The 21,711-nt window shown below is 67.1% G+C and carries 31 protein-coding genes and 3 tRNA genes; 14 read left to right on the forward strand and 20 right to left on the reverse strand.

Annotated elements, in window-relative coordinates; translation table 11 throughout:
• Positions 1-48 precede the first annotated feature (48 nt).
• From QFX32_05575 to QFX32_05625, 11 genes are read right to left on the reverse strand one after another with little or no spacing between them, the layout of a single operon-like run.
• The gene (locus QFX32_05575) at positions 49-702 is read right to left on the reverse strand and encodes a hypothetical protein (protein MDI9633512.1); all 654 of its coding nucleotides are present in this window, start codon (positions 700-702) and stop codon (positions 49-51) included.
• Positions 699-1,313 (reverse strand): ATP-binding cassette domain-containing protein, encoded by a 615-nt coding sequence (locus QFX32_05580; GenBank protein ID MDI9633513.1) that lies wholly within the window; start codon positions 1,311-1,313, stop codon positions 699-701. The genes QFX32_05575 and QFX32_05580 overlap by 4 nt, the downstream gene beginning before the upstream one ends.
• A complete protein-coding gene (locus tag QFX32_05585) occupies positions 1,297-1,980 on the reverse strand; it encodes an energy-coupling factor ABC transporter ATP-binding protein (protein MDI9633514.1) in 684 nt (227 codons plus the stop codon). Before QFX32_05585 ends, QFX32_05580 begins: the two co-directional genes overlap by 17 nt.
• Positions 1,977-2,525 (reverse strand): biotin transporter BioY, encoded by a 549-nt coding sequence (locus QFX32_05590; protein ID MDI9633515.1) that lies wholly within the window; start codon positions 2,523-2,525, stop codon positions 1,977-1,979. Before QFX32_05590 ends, QFX32_05585 begins: the two co-directional genes overlap by 4 nt.
• Positions 2,526-2,557: 32 nt before the next feature.
• Entirely contained in the window at positions 2,558-3,541 is a 984-nt protein-coding gene (locus QFX32_05595; GenBank protein ID MDI9633516.1) for a biotin--[acetyl-CoA-carboxylase] ligase, read from the reverse strand.
• A 5-nt stretch (positions 3,542-3,546) separates the two neighbouring features.
• Positions 3,547-3,969, reverse strand: a complete 423-nt coding sequence (locus tag QFX32_05600) for a DUF2111 domain-containing protein (GenBank protein MDI9633517.1) — start codon at positions 3,967-3,969, stop codon at positions 3,547-3,549.
• 33 nt (positions 3,970-4,002) lie between these two features.
• Positions 4,003-4,578, reverse strand: coding sequence for a hypothetical protein (locus QFX32_05605; protein MDI9633518.1), 576 nt, complete (start codon positions 4,576-4,578; stop codon positions 4,003-4,005).
• Positions 4,575-6,008: an RtcB family protein gene (locus QFX32_05610; protein ID MDI9633519.1), complete on the reverse strand. Its 1,434-nt coding sequence runs from the start codon at positions 6,006-6,008 to the stop codon at positions 4,575-4,577. The genes QFX32_05605 and QFX32_05610 overlap by 4 nt, the downstream gene beginning before the upstream one ends.
• Before the next feature lie 7 nt (positions 6,009-6,015).
• Complete coding sequence (locus QFX32_05615) at positions 6,016-6,423, reverse strand: archease (GenBank protein ID MDI9633520.1); 408 nt, start codon at positions 6,421-6,423, stop codon at positions 6,016-6,018.
• Positions 6,413-6,709, reverse strand: coding sequence for a hypothetical protein (locus QFX32_05620; GenBank protein ID MDI9633521.1), 297 nt, complete (start codon positions 6,707-6,709; stop codon positions 6,413-6,415). The genes QFX32_05615 and QFX32_05620 overlap by 11 nt, the downstream gene beginning before the upstream one ends.
• A 54-nt stretch (positions 6,710-6,763) precedes the next feature.
• Positions 6,764-7,078, reverse strand: coding sequence for a DUF2551 domain-containing protein (locus QFX32_05625; GenBank protein MDI9633522.1), 315 nt, complete (start codon positions 7,076-7,078; stop codon positions 6,764-6,766).
• A 194-nt stretch (positions 7,079-7,272) separates the two neighbouring features.
• On the opposite strand from QFX32_05625, the gene QFX32_05630 reads away from it, so the two are divergent.
• The 8 genes from QFX32_05630 (at position 7,273) to QFX32_05665 (ending at position 12,166) form a co-directional block, all read left to right on the forward strand.
• The gene (locus tag QFX32_05630; protein MDI9633523.1) at positions 7,273-8,127 is read left to right on the forward strand and encodes a protein translocase subunit SecF; all 855 of its coding nucleotides are present in this window, start codon (positions 7,273-7,275) and stop codon (positions 8,125-8,127) included.
• Positions 8,124-9,578, forward strand: coding sequence for a preprotein translocase subunit SecD (locus tag QFX32_05635; protein ID MDI9633524.1), 1,455 nt, complete (start codon positions 8,124-8,126; stop codon positions 9,576-9,578). The genes QFX32_05630 and QFX32_05635 overlap by 4 nt, the downstream gene beginning before the upstream one ends.
• Before the next feature lie 57 nt (positions 9,579-9,635).
• Entirely contained in the window at positions 9,636-9,908 is a 273-nt protein-coding gene (locus QFX32_05640; protein MDI9633525.1) for a thioredoxin family protein, read from the forward strand.
• Positions 9,909-9,912: 4 nt separating this feature from the next.
• Positions 9,913-10,563, forward strand: coding sequence for an NADPH-dependent F420 reductase (npdG, locus tag QFX32_05645; protein MDI9633526.1), 651 nt, complete (start codon positions 9,913-9,915; stop codon positions 10,561-10,563).
• Positions 10,560-11,156, forward strand: a complete 597-nt coding sequence (locus QFX32_05650; protein MDI9633527.1) for an aldolase — start codon at positions 10,560-10,562, stop codon at positions 11,154-11,156. Before npdG ends, QFX32_05650 begins: the two co-directional genes overlap by 4 nt.
• 46 nt (positions 11,157-11,202) lie before the next feature.
• Positions 11,203-11,547 carry a hypothetical protein gene (locus QFX32_05655; GenBank protein MDI9633528.1) on the forward strand — a complete coding sequence of 115 codons (345 nt, stop codon included), beginning with the start codon at positions 11,203-11,205 and terminating at the stop codon, positions 11,545-11,547.
• A gap of 73 nt (positions 11,548-11,620) precedes the next feature.
• Positions 11,621-11,692, forward strand: a tRNA-Ala gene (locus QFX32_05660).
• Between the two features lie 108 nt (positions 11,693-11,800).
• Complete coding sequence (locus tag QFX32_05665; protein ID MDI9633529.1) at positions 11,801-12,166, forward strand: hypothetical protein; 366 nt, start codon at positions 11,801-11,803, stop codon at positions 12,164-12,166.
• A gap of 53 nt (positions 12,167-12,219) precedes the next feature.
• Here the strand turns inward: QFX32_05665 and QFX32_05670 are convergent, their stop codons facing one another.
• On the reverse strand, positions 12,220-12,408 hold the full coding sequence (locus QFX32_05670) for a hypothetical protein (GenBank protein MDI9633530.1): 189 nt from the start codon (positions 12,406-12,408) through the stop codon (positions 12,220-12,222).
• Positions 12,409-12,525: 117 nt separating this feature from the next.
• On the opposite strand from QFX32_05670, the gene QFX32_05675 reads away from it, so the two are divergent.
• A tRNA-Ala gene (locus tag QFX32_05675) sits at positions 12,526-12,597 on the forward strand.
• A gap of 115 nt (positions 12,598-12,712) precedes the next feature.
• Here QFX32_05675 and QFX32_05680 read toward each other — a convergent pair.
• The 4 genes from QFX32_05680 to QFX32_05695 all read right to left on the reverse strand — a co-directional run bounded on the left by QFX32_05680 (position 12,713) and on the right by QFX32_05695 (position 15,006).
• Positions 12,713-13,723: a transcription initiation factor IIB gene (locus tag QFX32_05680; protein ID MDI9633531.1), complete on the reverse strand. Its 1,011-nt coding sequence runs from the start codon at positions 13,721-13,723 to the stop codon at positions 12,713-12,715.
• A gap of 19 nt (positions 13,724-13,742) precedes the next feature.
• The gene (locus tag QFX32_05685; protein MDI9633532.1) at positions 13,743-13,967 is read right to left on the reverse strand and encodes a Gar1/Naf1 family protein; all 225 of its coding nucleotides are present in this window, start codon (positions 13,965-13,967) and stop codon (positions 13,743-13,745) included.
• 105 nt (positions 13,968-14,072) lie between these two features.
• Positions 14,073-14,723: a histidinol phosphate phosphatase domain-containing protein gene (locus QFX32_05690; GenBank protein MDI9633533.1), complete on the reverse strand. Its 651-nt coding sequence runs from the start codon at positions 14,721-14,723 to the stop codon at positions 14,073-14,075.
• A 4-nt stretch (positions 14,724-14,727) separates the two neighbouring features.
• Complete coding sequence (locus QFX32_05695) at positions 14,728-15,006, reverse strand: signal recognition particle subunit SRP19/SEC65 family protein (GenBank protein ID MDI9633534.1); 279 nt, start codon at positions 15,004-15,006, stop codon at positions 14,728-14,730.
• 77 nt (positions 15,007-15,083) lie between these two features.
• Here QFX32_05695 and hypB point away from each other — a divergent pair, with 77 nt between their 5' ends.
• Both hypB and QFX32_05705 read left to right on the forward strand, forming a co-directional pair.
• Entirely contained in the window at positions 15,084-15,731 is a 648-nt protein-coding gene (gene hypB / locus QFX32_05700; GenBank protein MDI9633535.1) for a hydrogenase nickel incorporation protein HypB, read from the forward strand.
• Between the two features lie 100 nt (positions 15,732-15,831).
• Positions 15,832-16,209, forward strand: coding sequence for a 30S ribosomal protein S8e (locus QFX32_05705; GenBank protein ID MDI9633536.1), 378 nt, complete (start codon positions 15,832-15,834; stop codon positions 16,207-16,209).
• A 109-nt stretch (positions 16,210-16,318) separates the two neighbouring features.
• On the opposite strand, the gene QFX32_05710 is transcribed toward QFX32_05705, so the two are convergent.
• A complete protein-coding gene (locus tag QFX32_05710) occupies positions 16,319-16,675 on the reverse strand; it encodes a rubredoxin (protein MDI9633537.1) in 357 nt (118 codons plus the stop codon).
• A 559-nt stretch (positions 16,676-17,234) separates the two neighbouring features.
• On the opposite strand from QFX32_05710, the gene QFX32_05715 reads away from it, so the two are divergent.
• Entirely contained in the window at positions 17,235-17,705 is a 471-nt protein-coding gene (locus QFX32_05715; protein MDI9633538.1) for a DUF2240 family protein, read from the forward strand.
• A gap of 49 nt (positions 17,706-17,754) precedes the next feature.
• Here QFX32_05715 and QFX32_05720 read toward each other — a convergent pair whose 3' ends face one another.
• Both QFX32_05720 and infB read right to left on the reverse strand, forming a co-directional pair.
• Positions 17,755-18,159, reverse strand: a complete 405-nt coding sequence (locus QFX32_05720) for a 30S ribosomal protein S6e (protein MDI9633539.1) — start codon at positions 18,157-18,159, stop codon at positions 17,755-17,757.
• Between the two features lie 134 nt (positions 18,160-18,293).
• Positions 18,294-20,069 carry a translation initiation factor IF-2 gene (infB, locus tag QFX32_05725; protein ID MDI9633540.1) on the reverse strand — a complete coding sequence of 592 codons (1,776 nt, stop codon included), beginning with the start codon at positions 20,067-20,069 and terminating at the stop codon, positions 18,294-18,296.
• Between the two features lie 215 nt (positions 20,070-20,284).
• Here infB and QFX32_05730 point away from each other — a divergent pair.
• Positions 20,285-20,357: transfer RNA gene (locus QFX32_05730), tRNA-His, on the forward strand.
• Between the two features lie 64 nt (positions 20,358-20,421).
• Here QFX32_05730 and QFX32_05735 read toward each other — a convergent pair.
• Positions 20,422-20,586, reverse strand: coding sequence for a hypothetical protein (locus QFX32_05735; protein ID MDI9633541.1), 165 nt, complete (start codon positions 20,584-20,586; stop codon positions 20,422-20,424).
• Between the two features lie 140 nt (positions 20,587-20,726).
• On the opposite strand from QFX32_05735, the gene QFX32_05740 reads away from it, so the two are divergent.
• Entirely contained in the window at positions 20,727-21,602 is an 876-nt protein-coding gene (locus QFX32_05740; protein ID MDI9633542.1) for a PEGA domain-containing protein, read from the forward strand.
• Positions 21,603-21,711 lie beyond the last annotated feature (109 nt).

Here is a 21,711-nt window from a genome sequence, read left to right on the forward strand (position 1 = left end):
GCCTCGGGCGAGCTTCCGGGCAGGGCAGGAGCTAAACCTCTCAATCCTTCATTGCGATAGTATAAAAAATTCTCCGATTGGTAAAAACGCCGCGATCCCGGCGGCGAGCGCGGCCGCCGCGAGGATGACGTCGCCGCGGGTCGTCTCGAACCGGGCGCAGGCAGACCCGCCCCGCGTGTAGCCCCTCGCGACGAGGATATCGGCCTGCTCCGGTGCCCTCGCGAGCGTCTCCCACAGGAGGCCGGTCGCGACGGGCCCGACGGCGCGGATGCCCCACGGGATCCCCTTCTGGGAGAGTGCCCACCGGTACCGCGTCACCTCGTCTTTCAGGTGGGCGAGGCCCGAGAGGGCGATCTCCCCCGCAAGGCCGCAGTCAAAGCCGGTCCCCTCCCCGAGCAGCCACGTCGCGACCCCGAGGAACTCGCCGGGCCCATGGTGCTGGAATGCGTAGACCGCGACGAGGAGGACGGCCGCGAGCCGGGTGCTGTAGGAGACCCACTCCCCGCCCGTCGCGAGGAGGACGAGCGCGACCACGGGGAGCGGCGAGAAGACGAGGAGCGGCCAGCGGGACCTCCACAGGCGGAGGGGCCCGGAGACCGTGCACGCCCACCAGAGGAGCGCGAGGAGGGCGCCGTGGACCGACGCGAAGGCGGCGGCCGAGAGGACGGCTACCGAGAGGAGCCGGAGCCGCGGGTCCTTCACCCTCCCCTCCCCCCCTCTCCCCCGCCCCCGCGGCGGTCCCGCCGGCAGAGCGTGTGCCCCGAAAACTCCCACGCGCTGTCGGCCCGGGGGAGGAAGTGCCGCTCGTGGGTGCAGACGACCGCGATCCGGGCCCCGCCGCCCCGCACTGCCTCGAGCGCGCGGCAGAGCCACGCCTTCCCCGGGCAGTCGAGCCCGCTGTAGGGCTCGTCGAGGACGAGGAGGTCGTCGCCGCGGAGGAGGATGCAGGCGAGGAGGAACCGCTTCAGCTCGCCGCGGGAGAGGGACAGGGGATCCCTCCCCCCCGTGACCGGGAGCCCGGCGAGGGAGAGCGCCGCAGTCGCGTCCACCCCGAACGATCCCGCCTCCTCGCGGAGGGATCTCTCCGTGACGTGCCACTCGGGGAACGGGAAGAGGATCGAGGACCGCGCGATCCCCTCCCGCCGGACGGCCCCCTCGTCCGGGGGCAGGATCCCCGCCGCGACGAGCGCGACCGTCGTCTTCCCCGCCCCGACGGGCCCCGTCACGAGGTGGATGCCGGCCGGGAAGACGGCGGATGCCCGGATCGTGACGTCCCCGCGCCGCACGGCCACCCGGTCAAGGACGAGCTCCATCCTCCCCCCTCCACGACGGCGGGAACCAGCACGTCCCCTCGAGGGCGGGGAAGACCGAATCCGGCCTCCCCGCGTGGAGGACGCGGCCGGCCCCGAGGAAGACCACGAAGTCCGCGGACGCGGCGATCTCCATGTCCTGCGTGCACCACACGGCGTGCCGGGCACCGGAGCCCCTGATGCACGCCCTCGCCCTCTCCACGGTCCCCGCGTCGAGGTGGGAGTCCCACTCGTCCAGCACGAGGAGCGCGGGGCGGGCGGCGATCGCGGCCGCGAGGGCGCAGAGGACCTGTTCCCCGCCCGAGAGGTCCCGTACCTGCCGGGAGAGGAGGTGCCCGATCCCCGCGGCGGCCGCGGCGCGGGAGACCTCGCGTTCCACCTCGCTGCACGGGGCATGGCGGAACATGAGCGGGGAGGCGACCTCCATGGAGACGGTGGGGAAGAGGAAGTTCCTCCCGGGGAACTCGTGGACGAACCCCCGGGGGACCGCCGCCGGCGGCACGCCGTCGACGAGGACCGATCCCCTCTCCGGCACGCGGATCCCGGCGAGGAGGCGGAGCAGCGTCGTCTTCCCGCTCCCGTTCTCCCCCGTGACGACCGAGAGGCCCGGGGGGATCTCGAGCCGGGGGATCGAGAGGATCCCGTGGGAGAGGCCCTCGACCACGATCACGGCCCGCCGACACCCCCCGGTCGCCCGCCCGCGGCGCGGGAGACCCTCCCCGCGATCGCGTACGCGGCGGCCGCCTTGACGACGTCTCCCGGGACGAAGGGGACGGCCCCCACGAGGACGGCGGCGGGGAGCGGCATCCCGGTGGAAGAGGAGAGCCACGCGACCCCGCAGGCGTAGACGAGCGCGGTCCCCGCGGCGAGCCCCGCCACCCTGACCCACCCGCGCCCCGACTCGAAGCAGAGCCCCGAGACGAGCGCGGCGGGGAGGAACCCCGCGAGGTACCCCCCCGTCGGCCCGAGGAAGACCCCGATCCCCGCCGCGCCGTTGTGGAAGACGGGGAACCCGAGCGCCCCGAGGAGGAGGTAGAGGGAGACAGGGACGACCGCGTGCCTCCCCATGGTCCCCGCCGAGAGGAAGAGGGCGAGGGTCTGGAGGGTGAGGGGGACGGGCACGAAGGGGACCGAGACCCACGATCCCGCGGCGAGGAGCGCGGCAAACGTCCCTGCCCTCGCGACGAAGAGTGCCCTCTCACGTCCCTGCAGCATCGTCAACCGGGAAAATTTTCGCGGTTGACGAATTAATCCTGCCGCTGGATGCAGTCCCCCGCGATGACGCGCTCTATCTTGCCGTTGTCCTTCCGGACGAGGAGGGCGCCGTACTCGTCGATGTCGATCGCCTCGCCCTCGAAGCTCGACTTCAGGGTGGTGATCTGGACCCTCCGCTCGAGCGTGCAGGAGAGGCTCTTCCACTCCCGGATGATCGACTCGTACTCGCCCGCCTCGAGGAGCATGTACCGGCTCTCGAACTCCCGCAGCACCCTCGCGAGGAGGGCGGAGCGGTCGATGTCGTGGCCCACCTCCATGCTCACCGACGTGACGGCCTGGGGGACCTGCGAGAGCTCTTCGGGAGAGACGTTCGCGTCGATCCCGATCCCGAGGAGGGCGTAGTGGACCTGGTCTGCCTCGGCGGAGATCTCGAGGAGGAGGCCCGCGACCTTCTTGTCCCCGATGTACACGTCGTTGGGCCACTTGATCAGGGCACCGACGTCGTACTCCTTGTTGAGCGCCCGGGCCACCGCGATGGATCCCGCCATCGTGATCATGAAGACCCTGTCGATGGGGATCGCGGGGTGGAGGATGACCGTCACCCATATCCCGCCCCGCGGCGAGATCCACGAGCGGCCGAGCCTCCCCATGCCGCCCGTCTGCTGCTCGGCGATGATGACCGTCCCGTGGAGGGCAGCCGCGTCCTCCTCGCGGAGCATCTGTTTCGCGACCCAGTTCGTCGAGACCGTGCTCTCGTAGTACCGCATCGACCTGCCCATGACCTTCGTCCGGAGCTTCTTGTGGACCTCGTAGGGAAGCAGCCTGCTGCTCCCCTTCTTCAGGCGGTACCCCTCGCGGTGCGAGACCTGGATGTCGTAGCCCATGTTGATGAGTTCCTTGATGTGCTTCCAGACCGCGGAGCGGGATATCCCGAGGACGTTGCTTATCTTCTCGCCGGTGACGGGACCGTCGCTCGTCTCGAGCACCTCGAGCACACGGAACGCTGCCTCGTGCATGGCGTTTACCTTCTCGCGGGGACCTGCTCGGTGGGGAGGGGGCAGGGATCCTTCCCGCAGACCTGTCTTAATATCTCCGACTGGTGCTCCATCAGGGTGGCAAGATCGAAGATCCCCGTGATGTCCACGACACCGATGGCACCGAGGACACCGCCGGAAGAGTCCCGCACGGGCGCGACGATGACGGGGACACCCCTGTACGCGCCCGTCTTCGGCGTCGTCTTGATAAGCCTGTTCTCCCTGATGACGTCCTCGAGCACGGGGCCCGTGTAGTTCCTGTCCACGACTGTCCCGTTCTCTATCCGTATCCCCGGCCTGCTCGCGGACCGCGCCGTGATGGGGAGCCTGTGGAGGATCTCGTGGAGCGCGAGCCCGACCGGCTCGAGGTCTTCCGGCCCGGACTCCGCGGAGATGACGTAGCGGTTCATGGGCAGATCCTTACCCTGATCCGTGGACTTCGGTCACAATAATGTTTCCGACGCTCCCGCGCAGAATTGCCTGATAAATGCCGCAGAAGGGTATTCGTGGACAGACGTGACGATCGCCTCGCCGCTGCCCACCGTGCACCGGAGGATGACGGGGCCGTCGGGGTTCCTCGCGACCACCTCGCAGTCGTGCTCCGGGAAGAACCCGTCGCACGCGAGGGTGGAAGGGTCGTACCCTGCAAAGAGGGAGGCGCAGGCGTGGCCCGCGACGCACTCGACACCCCCCTCCCTCTCCCTGTGGGTGTATGCCACGCGGAACGGGAGCCAGTCGTACGCGTCGCCCCTGTCCATCCCCGGCGAGAAGACGAGCAATCTCCCCCCATTCGAGAGGAACCTTTGGATCCGCGCCGAGGATGCCCGGAGCGCCGGCAGGAGGCGGGAGTATGCGGGGTTCCCGAACCCCGCGGGGACGACGAGGACCGCGAACCTCCCGCGGAAGAATGGTGCAGCGAGGAGCGCGGGGGTGACCTTCTCGCAGCAGGCCCCGCACCCGTCGAGGAACCGCGCAAAGACGGTCTCGCCGTCCCAGAGGAGACCGATCCTCGGGGTCACCCCTTGATCACCGCCAGCGGCTCGAGGCGCGCGACGAGGCGTGAGATGCCGACCTCGTGGACGACGCGCACGACCTCCCCGCTCGGCTTGTACACGTCGGGGGCCTCGTCGGCGAGGGAGGCGTCGCCCGGCGCCCTCACCGCGATCCCCCTCCTCTCGAGCCCCTCGCGGATCTCCCTGCCCGTGATCTTCCTCTTCGCCTGCGTCCTGCTCATCACCCTCCCCGCCCCGTGGCACGTGCTGCCGAATGTCTTCTCCATCGCGGTTTCTGTCCCCCGGAGGACGAAGGAGGGCGTCCCCATGCTGCCCGGGATGATGACCGGCTGGCCCGTCCGCGCGTAGGCGTCCGGAATCCCCGGGGAACCGGGGCCGAATGCCCTCGTCGCCCCCTTCCGGTGGACGCAGAGCTTCATCCTCTTCCCGTCGACGACGTGCTCCTCGACCTTCGCGACGTTGTGGGCGACGTCGTACACGAGCCGCATCTCCTTCTCCGGCACGCGGTACATCTCGGCGAGGACCTTCCTCGTCCTGTGCATGATCACCTGCCTGTTCGCCCACGCGTAGTTGGCCGACGCGGCCATCGCCCCGAAGTACGCCCTCCCCTCCGGCGACTCGAGGGGCGCGCACGCGAGCTGGCGGTCGGGGAGGGAGATCCCGTACTTCTTCGTCGCCGCCTCGAGGACGCGGAGGTGGTCCGTGCAGACCTGGTGGCCGAGTCCCCGCGAACCGCAGTGGACCATGATGCAAACCTGGCCGGGGTGGAGTCCGAACGCGGCGGCGGTCTCCTGGTCGTACACCTCCCTCACGACCTGGACCTCGAGGAAGTGGTTGCCCGAGCCGAGCGTCCCGCTCTGCGGCAGGCCCCGGGACCGCGCCTTCGCGGAGACCGCGGAGGGGTCGGCACCCTCCATCCTCCCGCCCTCCTCGCAGAACGCCGTGTCCTCGTCCCTCCCGAAGCCCTTCCTGACCGCCCACCGCGCGCCTTCGAGGAGGGTCTCGTCAAGCTCCCTCTCCGAGATCCTGAAGCTGCTCTTCCCCCCGACGCCGGTCGGGATCTCGCGGTAGAGCCGGTCGGCGAGTTCCCTCCGGTTCGTGACGTCCGCTTCCCGCAGCGGCGTGGACATGAGCCGGACCCCGCAGTTGATGTCGAACCCGACGCCGCCGGGGGAGATCACGCCGCCGTCGAAGGAGAACGCGGCGACACCCCCGATCGGGAACCCGTACCCCCAGTGGATGTCGGGCATGGCGAGCGACCTCTTCACGATGCCGGGCATCGTCGCCACGTTCGCGAGCTGCCGGACTGCCCCCTCCTCGAGTGTCCCGGCGAGGGCCTCGGAGAGGTAGAAGACGCCGGGGACCCTCATCCCAGGGACGTACCCCACCGGGACCTGCCATTCGTACGGACCGAGGTTCTGTATCCCGGGGAACATGGTTGCCTCACACATCAAAGATGACGTCGAGGGTATATGAATCATCGTCACGCGAAATCGAGAGGCCGGAGAAGGAGATTCCCTTCACCTCCCTCCCCCCGCCGTGCTTCTCCGGGGAGTAGGGCTCGCCGGAGAGCGTCCCGCGGACCCTCGTCTCCCCGACCGTCACGGATGCCCCCGAGAAGACGAGCCCCTCCACGTCGGAGAGGAAGAGGACCTCGGAGAGGAACGCGTGGACGAGGGACTCGGGGTCGTGCCCCTCTGCCTCGATCTCCCGCGTCTCCCCGTCCTCGCCGGGCCTCCCGTACATCACGGTCATGAGCGCCCGCACCGCCTCCGCGTAGAGTTCCGGGAGGGTGGGGGCCCTGATCCTGAACCGCGCGTCCGCGGTGTGCTCCAGCTCCTCAAAACTCATGGTCCGGGGATTCCCCGTCCCCGTCGAAGAGGAAGGAGGGGATCATCCCCCTGTGGATGGCGTGGATGTACCGCGCCTGGTGGACCGAGACGAAGATCGTCCTCTCCCTCACCCTGACGGGGATGTCGGTGGGTTTTGGGGGTTTTATGGTGACGGGGAGGAGGATGGGACCCCCGCAGGATGTGCAGACGCGGAAGTCGCACCCCCTCCTCTCGACGTAGTCTGCCACGTCCTCGGTGACCGGGATCTCCTCGGGGAGGGGACAGGCATTGGGTCGTATGTACATGATTCTCTCCACATCGACGGGGAAGGGGAAAAAAATTGTGAAGCGCGGGCGCCCCTATGCGGGGCCGACGAGCCGGGCGACGAGGTCGACGTACTGCTCCTTGAGCTGGTAGATGCTGTGCGTCCCCTCCCTGTTCTTCTTCACGTGGAGGATCCCTATTCGCGAGGCGACGATCCCCACCATCGCGGCCACCGAGTGGTAGCTGATGGAGAAGTGCCTGTTGAGGATCTCGCAGATCTTCGCGATCGTGAGGCTCTTCATCCGGAGGAAGATCTTCAGCATCGCACGCCGGATCCCGGTCTGGTCACGCGAGAGGTATACCCGCAGGCGGTTCTCGATGACTGCCTTGATCTCGTGCGGAGATCTCATGAAGTGGTACTCACCGTAATTTTTATATAAGGATTTCTCTTCTTCCCGGCGAAAATCCGTGGCGGAACGCGGGATCGGGCAGGCGGCAGGGGAGAGTGCGGGCAAAGGGGAGAGCAACGGCGGATTTTTCCCGCGGGGAGGGCACGTGCGCCCTCTCCGAAGGATTTTACCCCTCCCTCGCCAAGTACTGGGTCATGGGATTCGTCGTTTACGACGTGAACAGGTACACTCCCCGGCAGATGGTGGTCGTCCCGATCGTCATCCTGGCCGCGAGCCTCGTCCTCCTCGGTGTCACAACGCTCGAGACGGGGATGCCGGTCAGGGCGGGGATCGACTTCTCCGGGGGGACTGCCGTCACGCTCTTCACAACCGACTCGGCCGAGCAGATCAGGGCCGCCTTCTCCTCCTACCCCCTCCTCTCCGTCGGGGAAGGGGTGAACAACGGGAAGTACCTGAAGTTCGGGCCCATGGACGACGCGAGCCTGCAGGCGCTCGCCGCGGAGATAGGCGCGAGGTACCCCGACGCGAAGATCGACCAGATAGGGGCGGCATTCGGCGAGACGCTCCAGCGGCAGGCACTGCTCGCCCTCGTCATCTCCTTCGTCGGGATGACGGTCGTCGTCTTCCTCGCGTTCCGCTCGCTCGTCCCCGCGGGCGCGGTCGTCCTCTCGGCATTCGCGGACATCGCGGTCACGGCGGCCGCGATGAACCTCGTCGGGATCGAGCTCTCGCTCGCGACGGTCGCCGCGCTCCTCATGCTGATAGGGTACTCGGTCGACTCCGACATCCTCCTCACGATGAGGGTCCTCAAGAGGCAGGGGAAGCTTGACGAGAAGCTCGCCGGCGCCTTCCGGACCGGCATCATCATGACGACGACGACCATCGCCGCGGTCTTCGCGATGTGGGTCGTCGCGTCCGTCGGGCAGATCACCGTCGTGCGGGATATCGCGACCGTGCTCCTCATCGGGCTCGCTGTCGACATGGTGAACACGTGGCTCACGAACGCGGGGATCATCAAGTGGTACGTCCTCGCGAGGGGTGGGAGATGAACGCGGACCGGCTGAAGGCGATCCTCGGCCACTGGCAGGTGGCGCTCATGGTCGTCCTCCTCGTGCTCGCGGTGGTCTCGATCGCCCCGCGCGTCGAGGACGGGAAGTTCACGACGAACCTCCAGTACGGCCTCGACCTGCAGGAGGGGACGTGGCTCCAGATGGAGTTCAAGGCCGTGGTCGCGGGGTTCGAGACGAGGGAAGACCCCGACGCGTTCGCCGACGCCGTCCGGCAGAGACTGGATGCCGAGGTGTACCTGCTCGGCGGGAACAAGCTCGAGGTCCGGAAGTTCGTCCCGAGGGAGGAGCTCGAGGCCACCTTCGCTGCGGCGGGGGGCAGGCTCACCACGTACGAGCAGGGGGTCTCCCGGGCAACGGCCGAGGAGGTGAAGAGGATCCTCGAGAACAAGCTGAACGCGCTCGGGACGAAGGACGCCCGCGTCAACCCGCTCGTCGGGCTCTCGGGGGTCTCCCACTACGTCCGCGTCGAGCTTGCGGGCGTCTCGCTCTCGCAGGCAAAGGAGATCGTGGGCAGGCAGGGGAAGTTCGAGGTGCGGATCCACACGGTCGGCAACGAGACCGAGAACGTCTTCTACGGCGACAGCATCACGACCGTGGGGGTCCCGAGCCACGATGCGCCGGGAAGCCCGGTCTGGGGCGTCTCCTTCACGCTCAACCAGGAGGGCGCGGAGAAACTCCAGAAGGCAGCAATAAGGACGGGCGCGGTCCAGGACCCCGAGGCCCACTACCTCGACATGGTCCTCGACGAAAAGGTCGTGTACAGTGCGCCGCTCTCCCCTGACCTCGCGGCGAAGCTCGCCCGCGAGCCGATCCGCCAGCTCTTCGCTTCCACGGGGACGGGGACAGCGGGGCTCGAGGCCGCAAAGAACCTCGAGATCCACCTCCGGGCGGGGGCGCTCCCCGTGGACGTCATTGTCGCGGGATCGGGGTTCGTGCCCGCGGAGCTCTCCGATTACTTCAAGTACATATGCGCGGTCGCCTTCATCGTGGCGGCGATCGCGGTCGGTGTCGTCGTCTACTTCCGGTACCGCGAGCCCGCGATCGTCCTCCCGATGATGGCGACCAACCTCTCGGAGATCGTGATCCTCCTCGGCATCGCGGTCTACATCCAGCAGCTGGACCTCGCCTCGATCGCCGCGCTCATCGCGGTCCTCGGGACGGGGATCGACCAGCTCGTCATCATCACGGACGAGATCCTCCACGAGGGCAAGGTGCCCTCGCCCACGCTCTACACCAAGCGCCTCACGAGGGCGCTCGGGATCATCCTCGTCTCGGCGGCGACCGTCGTCATCGCGATGATCCCCCTCGCGCTCATGGACCTCTCGAGTCTCCGCGGCTTTGCGATCATCACGATGGTCGGCGTCCTCGTCGGGGTGATCATCACCCGGCCTGCCTACGGGGAGATAATCAAGGAGATACTCTCCCGCTGACGCGGGAGAACAATCTTTATCACTCTTTTCCTTCCACTAAGTCTCTTGGGAATCGTGATGGGCAGACCGGTTTTAATCGACTTTTTTGCTGAATGGTGCGGTCCGTGCAAGAGGCAGGGCCCGATCCTCGACGAGCTGAAGCGGAGGTTGGGCGAGAAGGTAGAGATACGGAAGGTCGACGTGGACCAGCACATGGAGATGGCGAACAGGTACGGGATACGGGTCGTCCCGACGCTCGTCATCGAGAAAGACGGCAGGGTCATCCGGAGCTTCGAGGGCGTGACGAGCGCCGAGACCCTCGAGGCGATGCTCGCGCCGCTGGTGGAGTGAGCCCGTGCGGGTCGGGATAGTGGGGGGGACCGGGGACATCGGCGAGGGCCTCGCGATGCGCCTCTCCTCCCGGCACGAGGTGATCATCGGGTCGCGGGACGAGGGGAAGGCGGCAGAGTGCAGCCGGTCCTGCGTCGAGACGCTCCGGGGGAGGGGACTTGCCTGCTCCTGCGAGGGGGCGACGAACCAGGAGGCAATCGACAGGTCTGACATCGTCATCCTCGCGATCCCCTTCCGGCACGTGGAGTCAACGCTCCAGGGCCTCCACGGGTTCTCGGGCAAGATCGTCGTCTCGCCGGTCAACCCGATCGAGAAGGGCGAGTACTTCCGGTACGCACCCCCGCCCGAGGGCTCGGCCGCCCTGATGATCCGGAGGCTGCTCCCCCCCGACGCCCGGCTCTGCACGGCGTTCAACACGGTCGCCGCGAACAAGTGGCGGGCGCTCGACCAGGACCTCCACCTCGCGGTCCCGGTCTGCGGGGACGACCGGGAGGCAAAGGCGGTCGTGATGGCGCTCGCCGCGAGCATCGAGGGGATACGCGCGTACGACGCGGGCCCGCTCGCGGCCTCCTGCATGGTCGAGTCGCTGACCCCCCTCCTCCTCAACATCGCGCGGTTCAACAGGATGCGGGACGTCGGGATCGAGTTCCGGTGAAGAAGGCGGCAGAGGGGGTGGACACGCCCGTGACGGATGTCGCCGCGGAATTTGCGCGCGTGGGAAGGCGCCTCGTCCGGGAGAGGCTTGTCGCGGCGAACTTCGGGAACATGAGCGTGCGCACCGGCGACGGGTTCCTCGTCACCCGGACGGGATCGTTCCTCGACGAGCCCGGCGAGCCCGTTTTCGTCCCCCTCGCGGGCGAGATCCCGCCGGGGGCATCGAGCGAGTCCCGGCTCCACCGCGAGGTGTACCGCCGGACCCCGCACGGCGCGATCGTCCACGCCCACCCCGTCCACGCCGTCGCGCTCTCCCTCTCCTGCGGCGACCGGGTCGTCCCGCGCGACAGCGAGGGCCAGATGTTCGCGCCCGAGATCCCGGTCGTCGGCGGCGCGCCGGGGAGCGCGGAGATGGCGGGAAACGTCGCGGAAGCCCTCACGCGCGTCCGGGTCGCGATCGTCCGCGGGCACGGGACGTTTGCGGCCGCGGGAACGCTCCGGGAGGCATACGTCCTCACCTCCCTCGCGGAGCACAGCTGCGCAGTCCTCCTCCTCTCGGGGCTGGCCGGGAGTGCCGCGCCACCGGGAGATTGAATTATCCGGCCGGGGGGAATAGTACAGGATGGTGCCCGGGAATCCCATGGAAGGAATCGGCGAGAAGTTCGCGAGGCTTCCCCCCCACCTCCAGCGCGAGGTCGAGGACTACATCGACTTCCTCCTCGAGCGGCGCGTCACGGTGGACGACGCGGCCGCCCCGCCAGTTCCCGCGGAAATCCCGCGCGAGGAACCCCCGCTCGGCCCGTCCCCAATCATCGCGGCAGAGGAGATCCCGTTCCGGCCCGCGGGCGACGACCTCTTCCCTCCCCCCGACCCTCCCGCGCGGGCGACGACCCCGGCAACCCCCGCGAGGATAATCGAGATCACCCGGAGGGCAAGGAGGGACAGCGAGGAGAGGGGGAGGGAGATCCTCGAGTGGATCGACTGATGCGCCGGCCACCAGGCGGGGGGAAGACAACAACTATATCCTGCCGGCGGAGAAACATGTACATCCATCCTGTGGGCTCGTAGATCAGGGGTAGATCGTCACGTTCGCAACGTGAAGGCCACGGGTTCGAATCCCGTCGAGTCCATGGTTTTTCGCAATAAAATTTTTCAGGTGGTCTTTTTTGGCGACCGGGGGTCGCGGCGGGGATCATGCAGGGGAAACCTTTTATCCGTTCCCGGTCCACAATTCCCGCATGAACCCGAACGGCCAGAGAATCGTCCTCGCGGCCGTGGTCGCGCTCCTCGTCGCCGCGCCAATCGCCACGGTTGCGTTCTCCAAGTTCCAGGGCAAGGGTATCACGCTCGAGTTCAAAGTGCCGCAGCTCGCGGTCCCCGGGGATCCCTCGCGTATCGTGGTCACGGGGCCGTTCAGCCTGCCGGGCCCGAGAATGGACCTCTCCCTCCTCTCAGGGGCGCAGAACGTCGATTACGGTCCTCCCCCCTCACCCACCCCGGTTCTCTCCCCGCACATGGGGTCAAGCGTGACGTACGAGAACCTCTTCCAGCCCAATACCTGCCCGGGAGGATGCTGCAACTGCTACTGCAGCAGCTGCCGGTGAGGAACGGCAAGCATTTTTTCCCACCGGCGGGGGAATCCCCCGGGAAAAAAGGGTTACCCTACTTTTTTGAGCATCGCTTGGACCTCGGCCTCGAGGGTCGAGCGGAGCCTCCCGATGGCCTCGTCCATGTCGGTGGTCACGGTGATGGTGAAGGAATTCTCGGTCTTCTTGTCGAGGTAGTTCACGGTGTACTCGACCTGTCCGTCCTTCCCCCTCTTCGGTTCGATGATCAGCTGGGCCATGCGACAACGCCTTCTCGCGTGGGTCCCGCGTCCTCATCAGCCTTCCGGTTCCCCGCGATCAGTAACGGCTATATGGATCCCGCCGGAAACCTGAGTGCTGCAGCGGCGCGGCCGCGGGGGCTCGTAGATCAGGGGTAGATCGTCACGTTTGCAACGTGAAGGCCACGGGTTCGAATCCCGTCGAGTCCATCGTTTTTCGGGGTGATTTTTTCCAGGCGACCCCCGTGCGGCGAAAATAGGACGTCCGGGTCACAGCCCCCGGTTGCCTGGGACACCGGGAAAAAAAGGGCGGGGATATCCCCCTTCAGAGGATGATCTCGATGTCGAGCTTCTCGGCGAGTTCCTTGTACCTGTTCCGGATCGTCACCTCGGTGACGCCCGCGACCTCTGCCACCTCGCGCTGCGTCCTGCGCTCGCCGCCGAGGATCGAGGAGATGTAGATGGCCGCCGCGGCAACGCCCGTCGGCCCGCGGCCGCTCGTGAGCTCCCTCTCGCCCGCCTGCCTCAGGATCTCCACGGCCCGGCTCTGGACCTCGCCCTTCAGGTTGAGGCCCGAGCAGAACCGCGGCACGTAGTCGATCGGGGACGTGGGGAGGAGCTTGAGCCCGAGCTCGCGAGAGATGAACCTGTACGTCCGCCCGATCTCCTTGCGGGAGACCCTCGAGACCTCGGCGATCTCGTCGAGCGTGCGGGGGACGCTGCACTGGCGGCAGGCCGCGTACAGGGCGGCGGCCGCGACCCCCTCGATGCTCCGCCCGCGGATGAGGTTCTTGTCGACCGCGTCCCTGTACACGACCGCGGCGGTCTCCCTCACGTTCCGGGGCAGGCCGAGGGCAGACGCCATCCTGTCGAGCTCGGAGAGGGCGAACGCGAGGTTCCTCTCGGTCGCGTTGCTGACGCGGATACGCCTCTGCCACTTGCGCAGCCTGTAGAGCTGGGCGCGGTTCTTGCTCGAGATGGCCCTCCCGTAGGAGTCCCTGTTGCGCCAGTCGATCATCGTCGAGAGGCCCTTGTCGTGGATCGTGAACGTCATCGGGGCGCCGACGCGGGACCTCTTCATCCTCTGGTCGTGGTCAAACGCCCTCCACTCCGGCCCCCTGTCGATGAAATCCTCGTCGATCACGAGGCCGCAGTTCTGGCAGACGAGCTCGGCACGCTCGTAGTCGTGGACGAGCTGGCGGCTCCCGCACTCGGGGCAGACGGACTCCGTGTGGTCCTCTGCCTTCTTCTCCTGCTCCTTTACCCTCTCTTTCAGCCTGCTCTTGAGGACTTCCCTCTCCTTCTGGAGGAGCTTGATCTTCTCGACTTCTTCCACGGCGAATCACTCCGTTTCCCTACCGGGCAAACATCATTTCCCCAGCCGTCACCGCGCACGGCCTCTCGCAGAGAACTGCGGCGAGGGGAGAGGCGACATTCCCAAAAACGTCCACCACCCTGCCGACCGGTTTCATGCGCCTGTCGACGACCTCGCTGTGGAGCCGGGGGAGTCGCGCCGGATCGCACCGGACCACGAGGATACGCCCCCCTACGACGTGAACAGCGGGACCGACTGGTTTCACACGAAAAACCCCTTATTCCTCTGCCTGCGTGGACAGGCTGAAGGATTTAGTAATTTATATATGTGGAAATTTTTAGTATATAAAATTATTGAAAATGTATAAATATCACTTTTTCACCGCGAGGAATTCCCCTATATGAAACGAGAGGATCGACTCGCACTGGGCGGGAGTGAGCCCGGCACCCATTCCCACCACCCTGCGCGCGCGCGCGTCCATGAGGTCGCCGGGCGCGTGGGCGTCCGAGTCGATCACGAGCGTGCACCCCGCCTCGAGGGCAACCCTCGCGACGTGGCCGTTCGTCCTGTTGTGGCCGCACCGCGCCGTGAGCTCCACGGCGACCCCGTTCTCGCGGGCGAGGGCCGCCTCCTCCGCGGTGAGGAACCCCGGGTGCGCGAGGACGTCGACGTCCCTGCAGGCGCACGCCGCCCGGTTCGTCCCGGGCGCGACGGGCTCCGCGGTCGTCTCCCCGTGGACGACCACGATCGCGGCCCCGAGCCTCTTTGCCTCTCGCGCCATCGCGGGAATCATCGCGGGCGGGACGTGCGTGAGCTCGACGCCCGGGTAGAGCGTCACCCCGTACTCCCGGGCGGCGGGGACAAGCCTCCTCACCGCGGCGACGAGCCCTTCGAGGTTCGTTGCGTCCGCGTGGTCCGCGATCCCCACCTCCGTGTACCCGAGGGCCGCGAGCCTCCGCACGAGCTCCGCGGGGAGCATCTCGCCGTCGGTGAGGACCGTGTGGGTGTGCAGGTCGTACATCCCCTCACTTCCTCCCCCCGAGGTGGGCAGAGATCACCCTGAGGAGCTCCTCCTTGCCCCCGTTCCACTCCACGACGAGCCTCCCTTCCTGCTTCCACCAGCGCCCGGGGTAGTGCTTCTGCTCGGCCCGGAAGGAGAGCCCCGCCCTCCGCGCGGCCCGCTCGAGGTCCGCGAGGGAGGGGTCCCGGACCGCCGCCGGGAGCGCGACCCTCCGCCCCGCGCTCCTCGGGAGGGCGGCGTCGAAGTAGCAGGGGTAGACGATCCTCTCGTTCCTCGTCCCCATCCTCTAGTCACCGGTCTCCTGATCCCATTTCAGTCGGATTGTGAACCTATAAACTGTGCAGGAGCGAATGGATAGGTATGCACCACATCGACGTCCGCATCGAGAGGGATGTCTACGATGCCAACCGGCGGATCGCCGGGGAGAACGCGCGGCACCTGCGGGAACACGGCGTCCGCGCCTTCGACCTCCTCGGCGCGATCGGCTCGGGCAAGACTGCCCTCATCGAGAGGCTGGTCCCGCTCCTGCGGGAGAGGGGTTTCAGGCCCGGGGCCATCGCGGGAGACGTCTACGGCGACGACGACTACAGGAGGATCAAGGCGCTCGGCATCCCGGTCGTCAACGCGAACACCGGGAAGGAGTGCCACCTCGACGCGCACCTCGTGGGCCACGCCCTCGAGGAGCTCGACCTCGACGCAATCGACATCCTCTTCATCGAGAACGTCGGCAACATGGTCTGCCCGACCGACTTCCCGCTCGGCGCGGAGAAGAGGGTCGTCATCGTGAGCGCGACGGAGGGCGACGATGTCGTGAACAAGCACCCCATGATGTTCCGGGAGTGCGCAATCGGCGTGATCAACAAGGTGGACCTCGCGCCCCTCGTGGGCGCGGACCTCGAGCGGATGGAGAGGGACATGGCCCGGTACCACCCCGGGATGAAGGTCTTCCGGACGAACCTCCGGAAAGGGGAAGGGGTCGTCCCGCTCCTCGACGCCCTCCTCGCGTGAGCGGGCATGTTTAAGAGGGCTGGACACAAATAATTTAAGACCCGGGCAGGAACAGTTCCTGCCGCGATACGCGACGAAGATGAGGGAAAGGTGAGACACCATGCTCTGGCAGGGGAGGTCAGTGAGGAAGTACACGGGCGCGCGGTACCACCAGCGGCTCGTGAAGAGGAGGAGGGAGATCGGTTCTGCGCCGACAGATAGCCACATCGGGAAGGACCGGCGCGTCGTCGTGAGGACGACGGGCGGCAACGTGAAAGTGAGGACGATGCGCGCGGAGTACGCGAACGTCGCAGACCCGGCGACGGGGACCGTCCGGCGCGTGCGCATCGAGACGGTGGAGGAGAACGTCGCGAACCCCAACTACGTCCGCCGCAACCTCCTCACGAAGGGCGCGATCGTGAGGACCGAGATAGGCCGCGCGCGGATCGTGAGCAGGCCGGGGCAGGAAGGCGTGATCAACGCCGTCCTCCTGAAGTGAGGTCCCGGCGCGTGGTCTGCGCCGGCCGGTCACCGACTCTTTTCCAAGGTACAGGAACGGTGCGCAGGGCTGCCGGGGTCCCGGCACCCGCGGGCGAAAAAGGGGAGATTTAATCCGTGGCCACGAAGGCGGTCTTCCCGACCTTCGCGTAGACGCCGCAGACGGGACAGGTGTACGTGTCGGGCAGGTCCTCGAAGGCCGTCCCGGGCTTTATCCCGTTCTTCGGCTCGCCCCTCTCCGGGTCGTAGATGTACCCGCACACGACGCAGCGGTACCGCCCCGTCGGCGCTTCCAGCGCGGTGAACGCACTCTTCCCGATCTTTGCCTTCCCGCAGACCGGGCACGTGTAGCTGCTCGGGAGATCCTCGAACGCCGTTCCCGGCGGGATCCCGTTCTTCGGTTCACCCCGCGCCGGATCGTAGATATAACCGCACGCTTCGCACCTGTAGGGTTTCATCTTTTTCATGCCAATCCCTCAGTAGTTCCAGTTGCGCGATGCAACACATGAGAGGAAGGCCGGTGAGGGTAATAAATATACCCAATTGCGAATTGCGGACAGAGAATGACTCCCCCGCGGACAACCGCTCGCGAGGGATCGCACTCCCGCCGGCAGCACGCAGGGCACCGCGCGTTCCCGGGCGTTCAAAAGTCGTATCCGGAAAAAGGTGTGCGTGGTGTAGGAGGAGGACTGTGACGGATACGACTTTTGCCGAATATTTTATTCACATTATTATAATATAAATATTTTGATAATGGATAATACCCCCATTTCCCTGCCGGGAAGTCTTCCCTCGTGCCCCCTCGTCTCCCGGCGCGACCCGGGGATCGCCGCGGATTTTCCGCCGGCAGAAGAGGGTCTCCCCGGCCAGTGGCTTCGTCACACGCGGGGGACCGGGGATGCCAATTCGTCGATTGCACGAGTCACCGCGGCCCTCCCGGGAATCCCGTGTCCCCTGCCCGCCGGCACGCCGAACAGTTGATAGCGTCGCGGGAAAAACCATTCCTCCGATGCACGGACGGCCGGGGTGGACGCGGTGAGCCTCTCCATCACGATCGCGGCGCCCTTCCGCCACTCGCACAGGACGGAGCTGCGGAAGAACGAGATCGTGTACTACCTCGCGTTCAAGCAGCACTGGATGAACATCGAGCAGGCGAACCAGGTGATCGCGCGGGCGCTCGAGGAGGGGCTCGTCGCGGTGGAGGGCGACATGATCCGGCCTCTCTTCGACGTCTCGGGCGTCGAGATCCCGCTCGGTTTCAAGCCCGGCCCCTCGGTCTTCCGCAAGTCGGACCCCCTCGACGACCTCGTCGAGCGGATCGCGGAGCGGGCGGGGATGCAGAAGGGGGCGGTGGTCTCGGAGGTGAACCGGATCGTGCAGGAGAAGTTCCAGGGCAACCTCGCGCCCGAGGCGGCGGCTGTCATCCTCGCGAAGCGCCACGGCGTGGAGTTCCGCGATCTTTTGCCCGCGCTCCGGGACCAGGTCCTCTCGTCCTGATTGCGACCCCGGGCCGGACAGCCCTCGGGGAAAAAAGGGAAAGGGAAAATTACTTCTTCTTCTCTTCCGCGGCGGGCTTCGGGATGAGCTCGTCGAGCGGCTTTTCCCCGTACTGGACGACGCGCGCGTTGATCTGGACGAACTCGGGGGTGATCTCGTTCCCGCGGAGGGTCTTCCTCTTCCGCTGCCCCTCGCGCGTGGGCCTGAACCCCGGTCCGCCGGAGAGGAGGACCTTGCGCCGGCCCGCGAACGGGAGGTTCTTCCGGGCAGGGGTCCCGTCCCTGTCGGACCCTCCCGTGATCTCCATCCTGTACCCCGGCAGCCCGAGGATACCCATGTCGACCTCGTCGCCGATGCGCTTGCCTATCAGGGCGCCGGCCGCCCCGCCGCTCACGTCCACCTTGTAGGAGCGGCCCGTCTTCTGATCGGACAGAACGATCTTGAACTCTGCCATCCTGTTTCACACCCCTTGAAAAGGAGCCACCCGCTCTCCCGCGCCCGGCCGGGACCCCGCGGGAACGCGCCGGTCCCCTGCCCGGCAGGGCATCCACGAAGTACCTCTACAATTGGGCGGGTGCCTTAATAAGTCTATTTCCCCCAGAACGGGTTCTCCCTCCGCCTCATCGCGGTGAACTCGGCGAGGACTTCCTGCGTCGGGATGGGGAGGTGGGAGAGGAGCTCTTTCTCGAGGACTTTCACGTGCTTCTCCGGGATGTCCACGAGGAGCTCGTCGCCGACGTCGCACTGCCTCCCCACGGTCGCCCCCTCTATCGCGATCGCGATTTCCGCGCCCGCCTGCGCCTCCCTGATGTTCTCCTGGTTGAGCTGCATCGACTTCACGTGCCCGACCTTCCGCCCGTCCCGCTGGATCAGGTCCACGCCGGTCCGCAGCGTCCCCGCGAGGACCCGCACGCCCACGACGGCTGGGTTGCTCTGGCGGAAGACGCAGTGGGGGAGGATCCGGATCTTCGCCGGGTACACGATCTGCTCGAACTTCTGCTGTTCCGTCCGGCGCCGCAGCTCGTCCCTCCATTGGACGTAGTCCTCGACGAGCTTGTAGATGACGCGCCCCTCGAAGATCTTCACGGGGAAGGAGGGGTCCTTTGCCATCTCGGCCGCGTCCGGGAGGAGGGGCGTCGAGAAGGCGATGATGGCCCTGTAGTAGGGGTTCTTGATCGTCACCGCCTCGACGAGGTCGTGCCTGCTCACCGACCCGACGGCCGCCCGCATCACCCCGATCCCCTTCTCCTCGAGTTCCTTGCAGAGCGCCTCGAGCGCACCGATGGTGTCGGCCTTGATGATCAGCCCCTCGGGCGAGAGGGTGACGTGGATCGTCGCCATCTCCTTCCGGATCTCCTCCATCGCGGCCTCCGCGTCCCCCCTCACGACCCTGATCGGGGAGCCGGCGATCGCGCCCTCGAGGTTCGGCGCGCTCACCTTGATCCCGGCCGCGGCCGTGACGGACCTGACCCTCGAGAACCTGTCCTCGATGAGGATCTCGTGGAGCGGCCGCGGCTGGAGGAGTGCGCGGACCTTCGTCACGGCGAGGCCGTCCTGCTTTGCGACCACGATCTCGTCGCCCACCGAGAGCGTCCCGTCGTACAGGATGACGTCGAGGGTCGTCCCGAGGCCCTTCTCCTCCTTCACCTCGAGGATCGTCCCCATCCCCGGCCCGTCGACCGAGAAGGAGAGGGCCTTCTCCATGTACTTCTGGGCAAGGCCGATCATCACCATCAGGAGCTCGGGGATCCCCTCGCCCGTGTGGGCACTCACCGGGACGATGGCGAGGTTCCGCTGGAAGTCAGTGATGCGGTCGAACCGCTCCGCCGAGAACCCGAGTTCCGAGAGCTGGCCCACGATCTCGTACACGCCCTTCTCGAGGAGGTCTTTTACCCTGTCGTTCTGCCGCGCGAAACTCGCGAGGAACGGCTGGTCGCGGTTCACCTTCCAGCCGTGGATCCGGTCGATCTTCGTCGCGGCGACCACGAACGGCGTCTTGTACGTCCTCAGGATCTGGATCGCCTCGACCGTCTGGGGCTGGAATCCCTGGGTGATGTCCACCACGAGGACCGCCATGTCCGCGAGGGCCCCGCCCCGCGCGCGCAGCGTCGTGAACGCGTGGTGGCCGGGGGTGTCGATGAAGAGGAGGCCCGGGACATTGAGGGGGAGCTTCTCCATCGAGCCGCTCATCTTCCGTATCGCCTCGATGGGGACGAGGGTCGCCCCGATGTGCTGCGTGATCGCCCCGTCCTCCGTGCTCACGACAGAGGAGCCCCTTATCCGGTCGAGGAGCGACGTCTTGCCGTGGTCGACGTGCCCGAGCACGCAGACGATCGGCGTCCTGATGCGCTGTGCCTCCTTCACCTCTCTCCCTCCGGGCCGGCCCACGGGGTCGTGCGCGCGGGGACTGCGCGGGGATGCGCGGGGACCGGTCCGCCCCGCGGGCATCTCCCCTCCAACCCCCCTCCGGTCGTGCATTGTACTAGGAGCCGCATGAATTATATACGCAGCGCAGAACCGCCGCGCCACGCGGGGATATCTTAAAGTCTGCCCGGGTGAAAAAGAAGAGGGTACATCCTGCCAGGGTGGGGTAGTTGGTTATCCTAGGGGACTGTGGATCCCCCGACCCGGGTTCGAGTCTCGGCCCTGGCCTGCTCCCGTTTCTCCCCGGTTTTCGCCCGTAGCGCGGGCTTTCCCGCGTTCCCGGCGCCGCACCCTAGCCCGGGACCATCCGCGCCTCGCACCGCGGGCAGGCGAGGGTGTGGCAGGGGACCGTCACGTGGGCCGCGACCCTGTACCCGCAGACGGGGCAGACGCAGAACGAGGGCGGGACTCCCCCCTCCCCCGTCCTCCATCCCCTCCCCTCTCCTCCGTTGCGCATGCTCCACCCGGGCGTACCTCTCCCGTGCCACCCTATAAACCTGTCCGTCCGCGAAAAAGGGAGGGGAGAGGGACACTTCGGACTGATACCTTTAAATAATGCCAGCCCCTCCCAATATATATAGTTGATTGGTGGAGTGTATGGAGAGTCCAGTTTTGAGGGTCGTCGTCCTCTGCGCGGTCCTTTGCATCTTCTCACCCGTGGCGGCAGAGTCCGCGGCGGGAGCAGCGGGGAATACGGGGATATACAGGTTCCACACGAACGTGGACGGGGCAGAGGTCCTCCTCGACGGCCAGCCTGCGGGCACGACGAGGGACTACATCCTCGACGTGCCGGTCAACCTGTCCGGCCCGTTCTACAGGACGTACACCGTCCAGAAGGAGGGTTACGAGACGTACCGCGGTGTCATCCAGTCCGTCCCGAAGAAGGGCGAGGTCCTCCACGTCTACGTGGTGATGAGCGCAAAGCCCCCGGTCCCGTACGGGAAGGTCCACCTCCTCGTCTCGCCCGCCGGCGCGGACGTGACATTCGACGGGAAGCCCGCGGGGCAGGTCCCGCCGTCTGGGGTCCTCGTCATCTACAACGTCGCCCCCGGTTCCCACCCGGTCGTCGTGAGCAAGGACGGCTACGAGCCTTTCGAGGGGTGGGTGACGGTCTCGCCGAACGAGGCCGTGAAGTTCCCTGTCACGCTCGCCGAGAAGGAGACGGGCACGCTCTCCGTCATCTCTGACCCGCCGGGCGCGAGGGTCCTCGTGGATGGCGCGGAGAGGGGTGTGACGCCCCTGTCGGTCACCGGCCTTGCGGCCGGTCCCCACTCGGTGCGGATCGCGGGGGCGGGGTACCAGGAGTACGTCTCGTCCGTCGACGTCATCGCGGGCGAGACCGCGACCGTGCAGGTCTCCCTCGTCCCGGTGGGGACCACCCCGAACCCCGCCGGGCGGTCGCCCCTCCCGCCCCTCCTCCTCCTCGCGGGGCTCGGCATCGGTGCGGTCCTCGCGGCGAGGAGGTCCCGCTGACCGACCGGCCCCCCCTTCCCCTCCCCCCTTCCCTGCAGCGGGTGACGAAGACCCCACTCTCTCCACCCCGGCCCCGACCGGCACCCTCTTCTCCCCCGGGCACCGAACC

Source organism: Methanolinea sp., from assembly GCA_030055515.1.
In the GTDB taxonomy this organism is placed as follows: Archaea; Halobacteriota; Methanomicrobia; order Methanomicrobiales; family Methanospirillaceae; genus Methanolinea_A.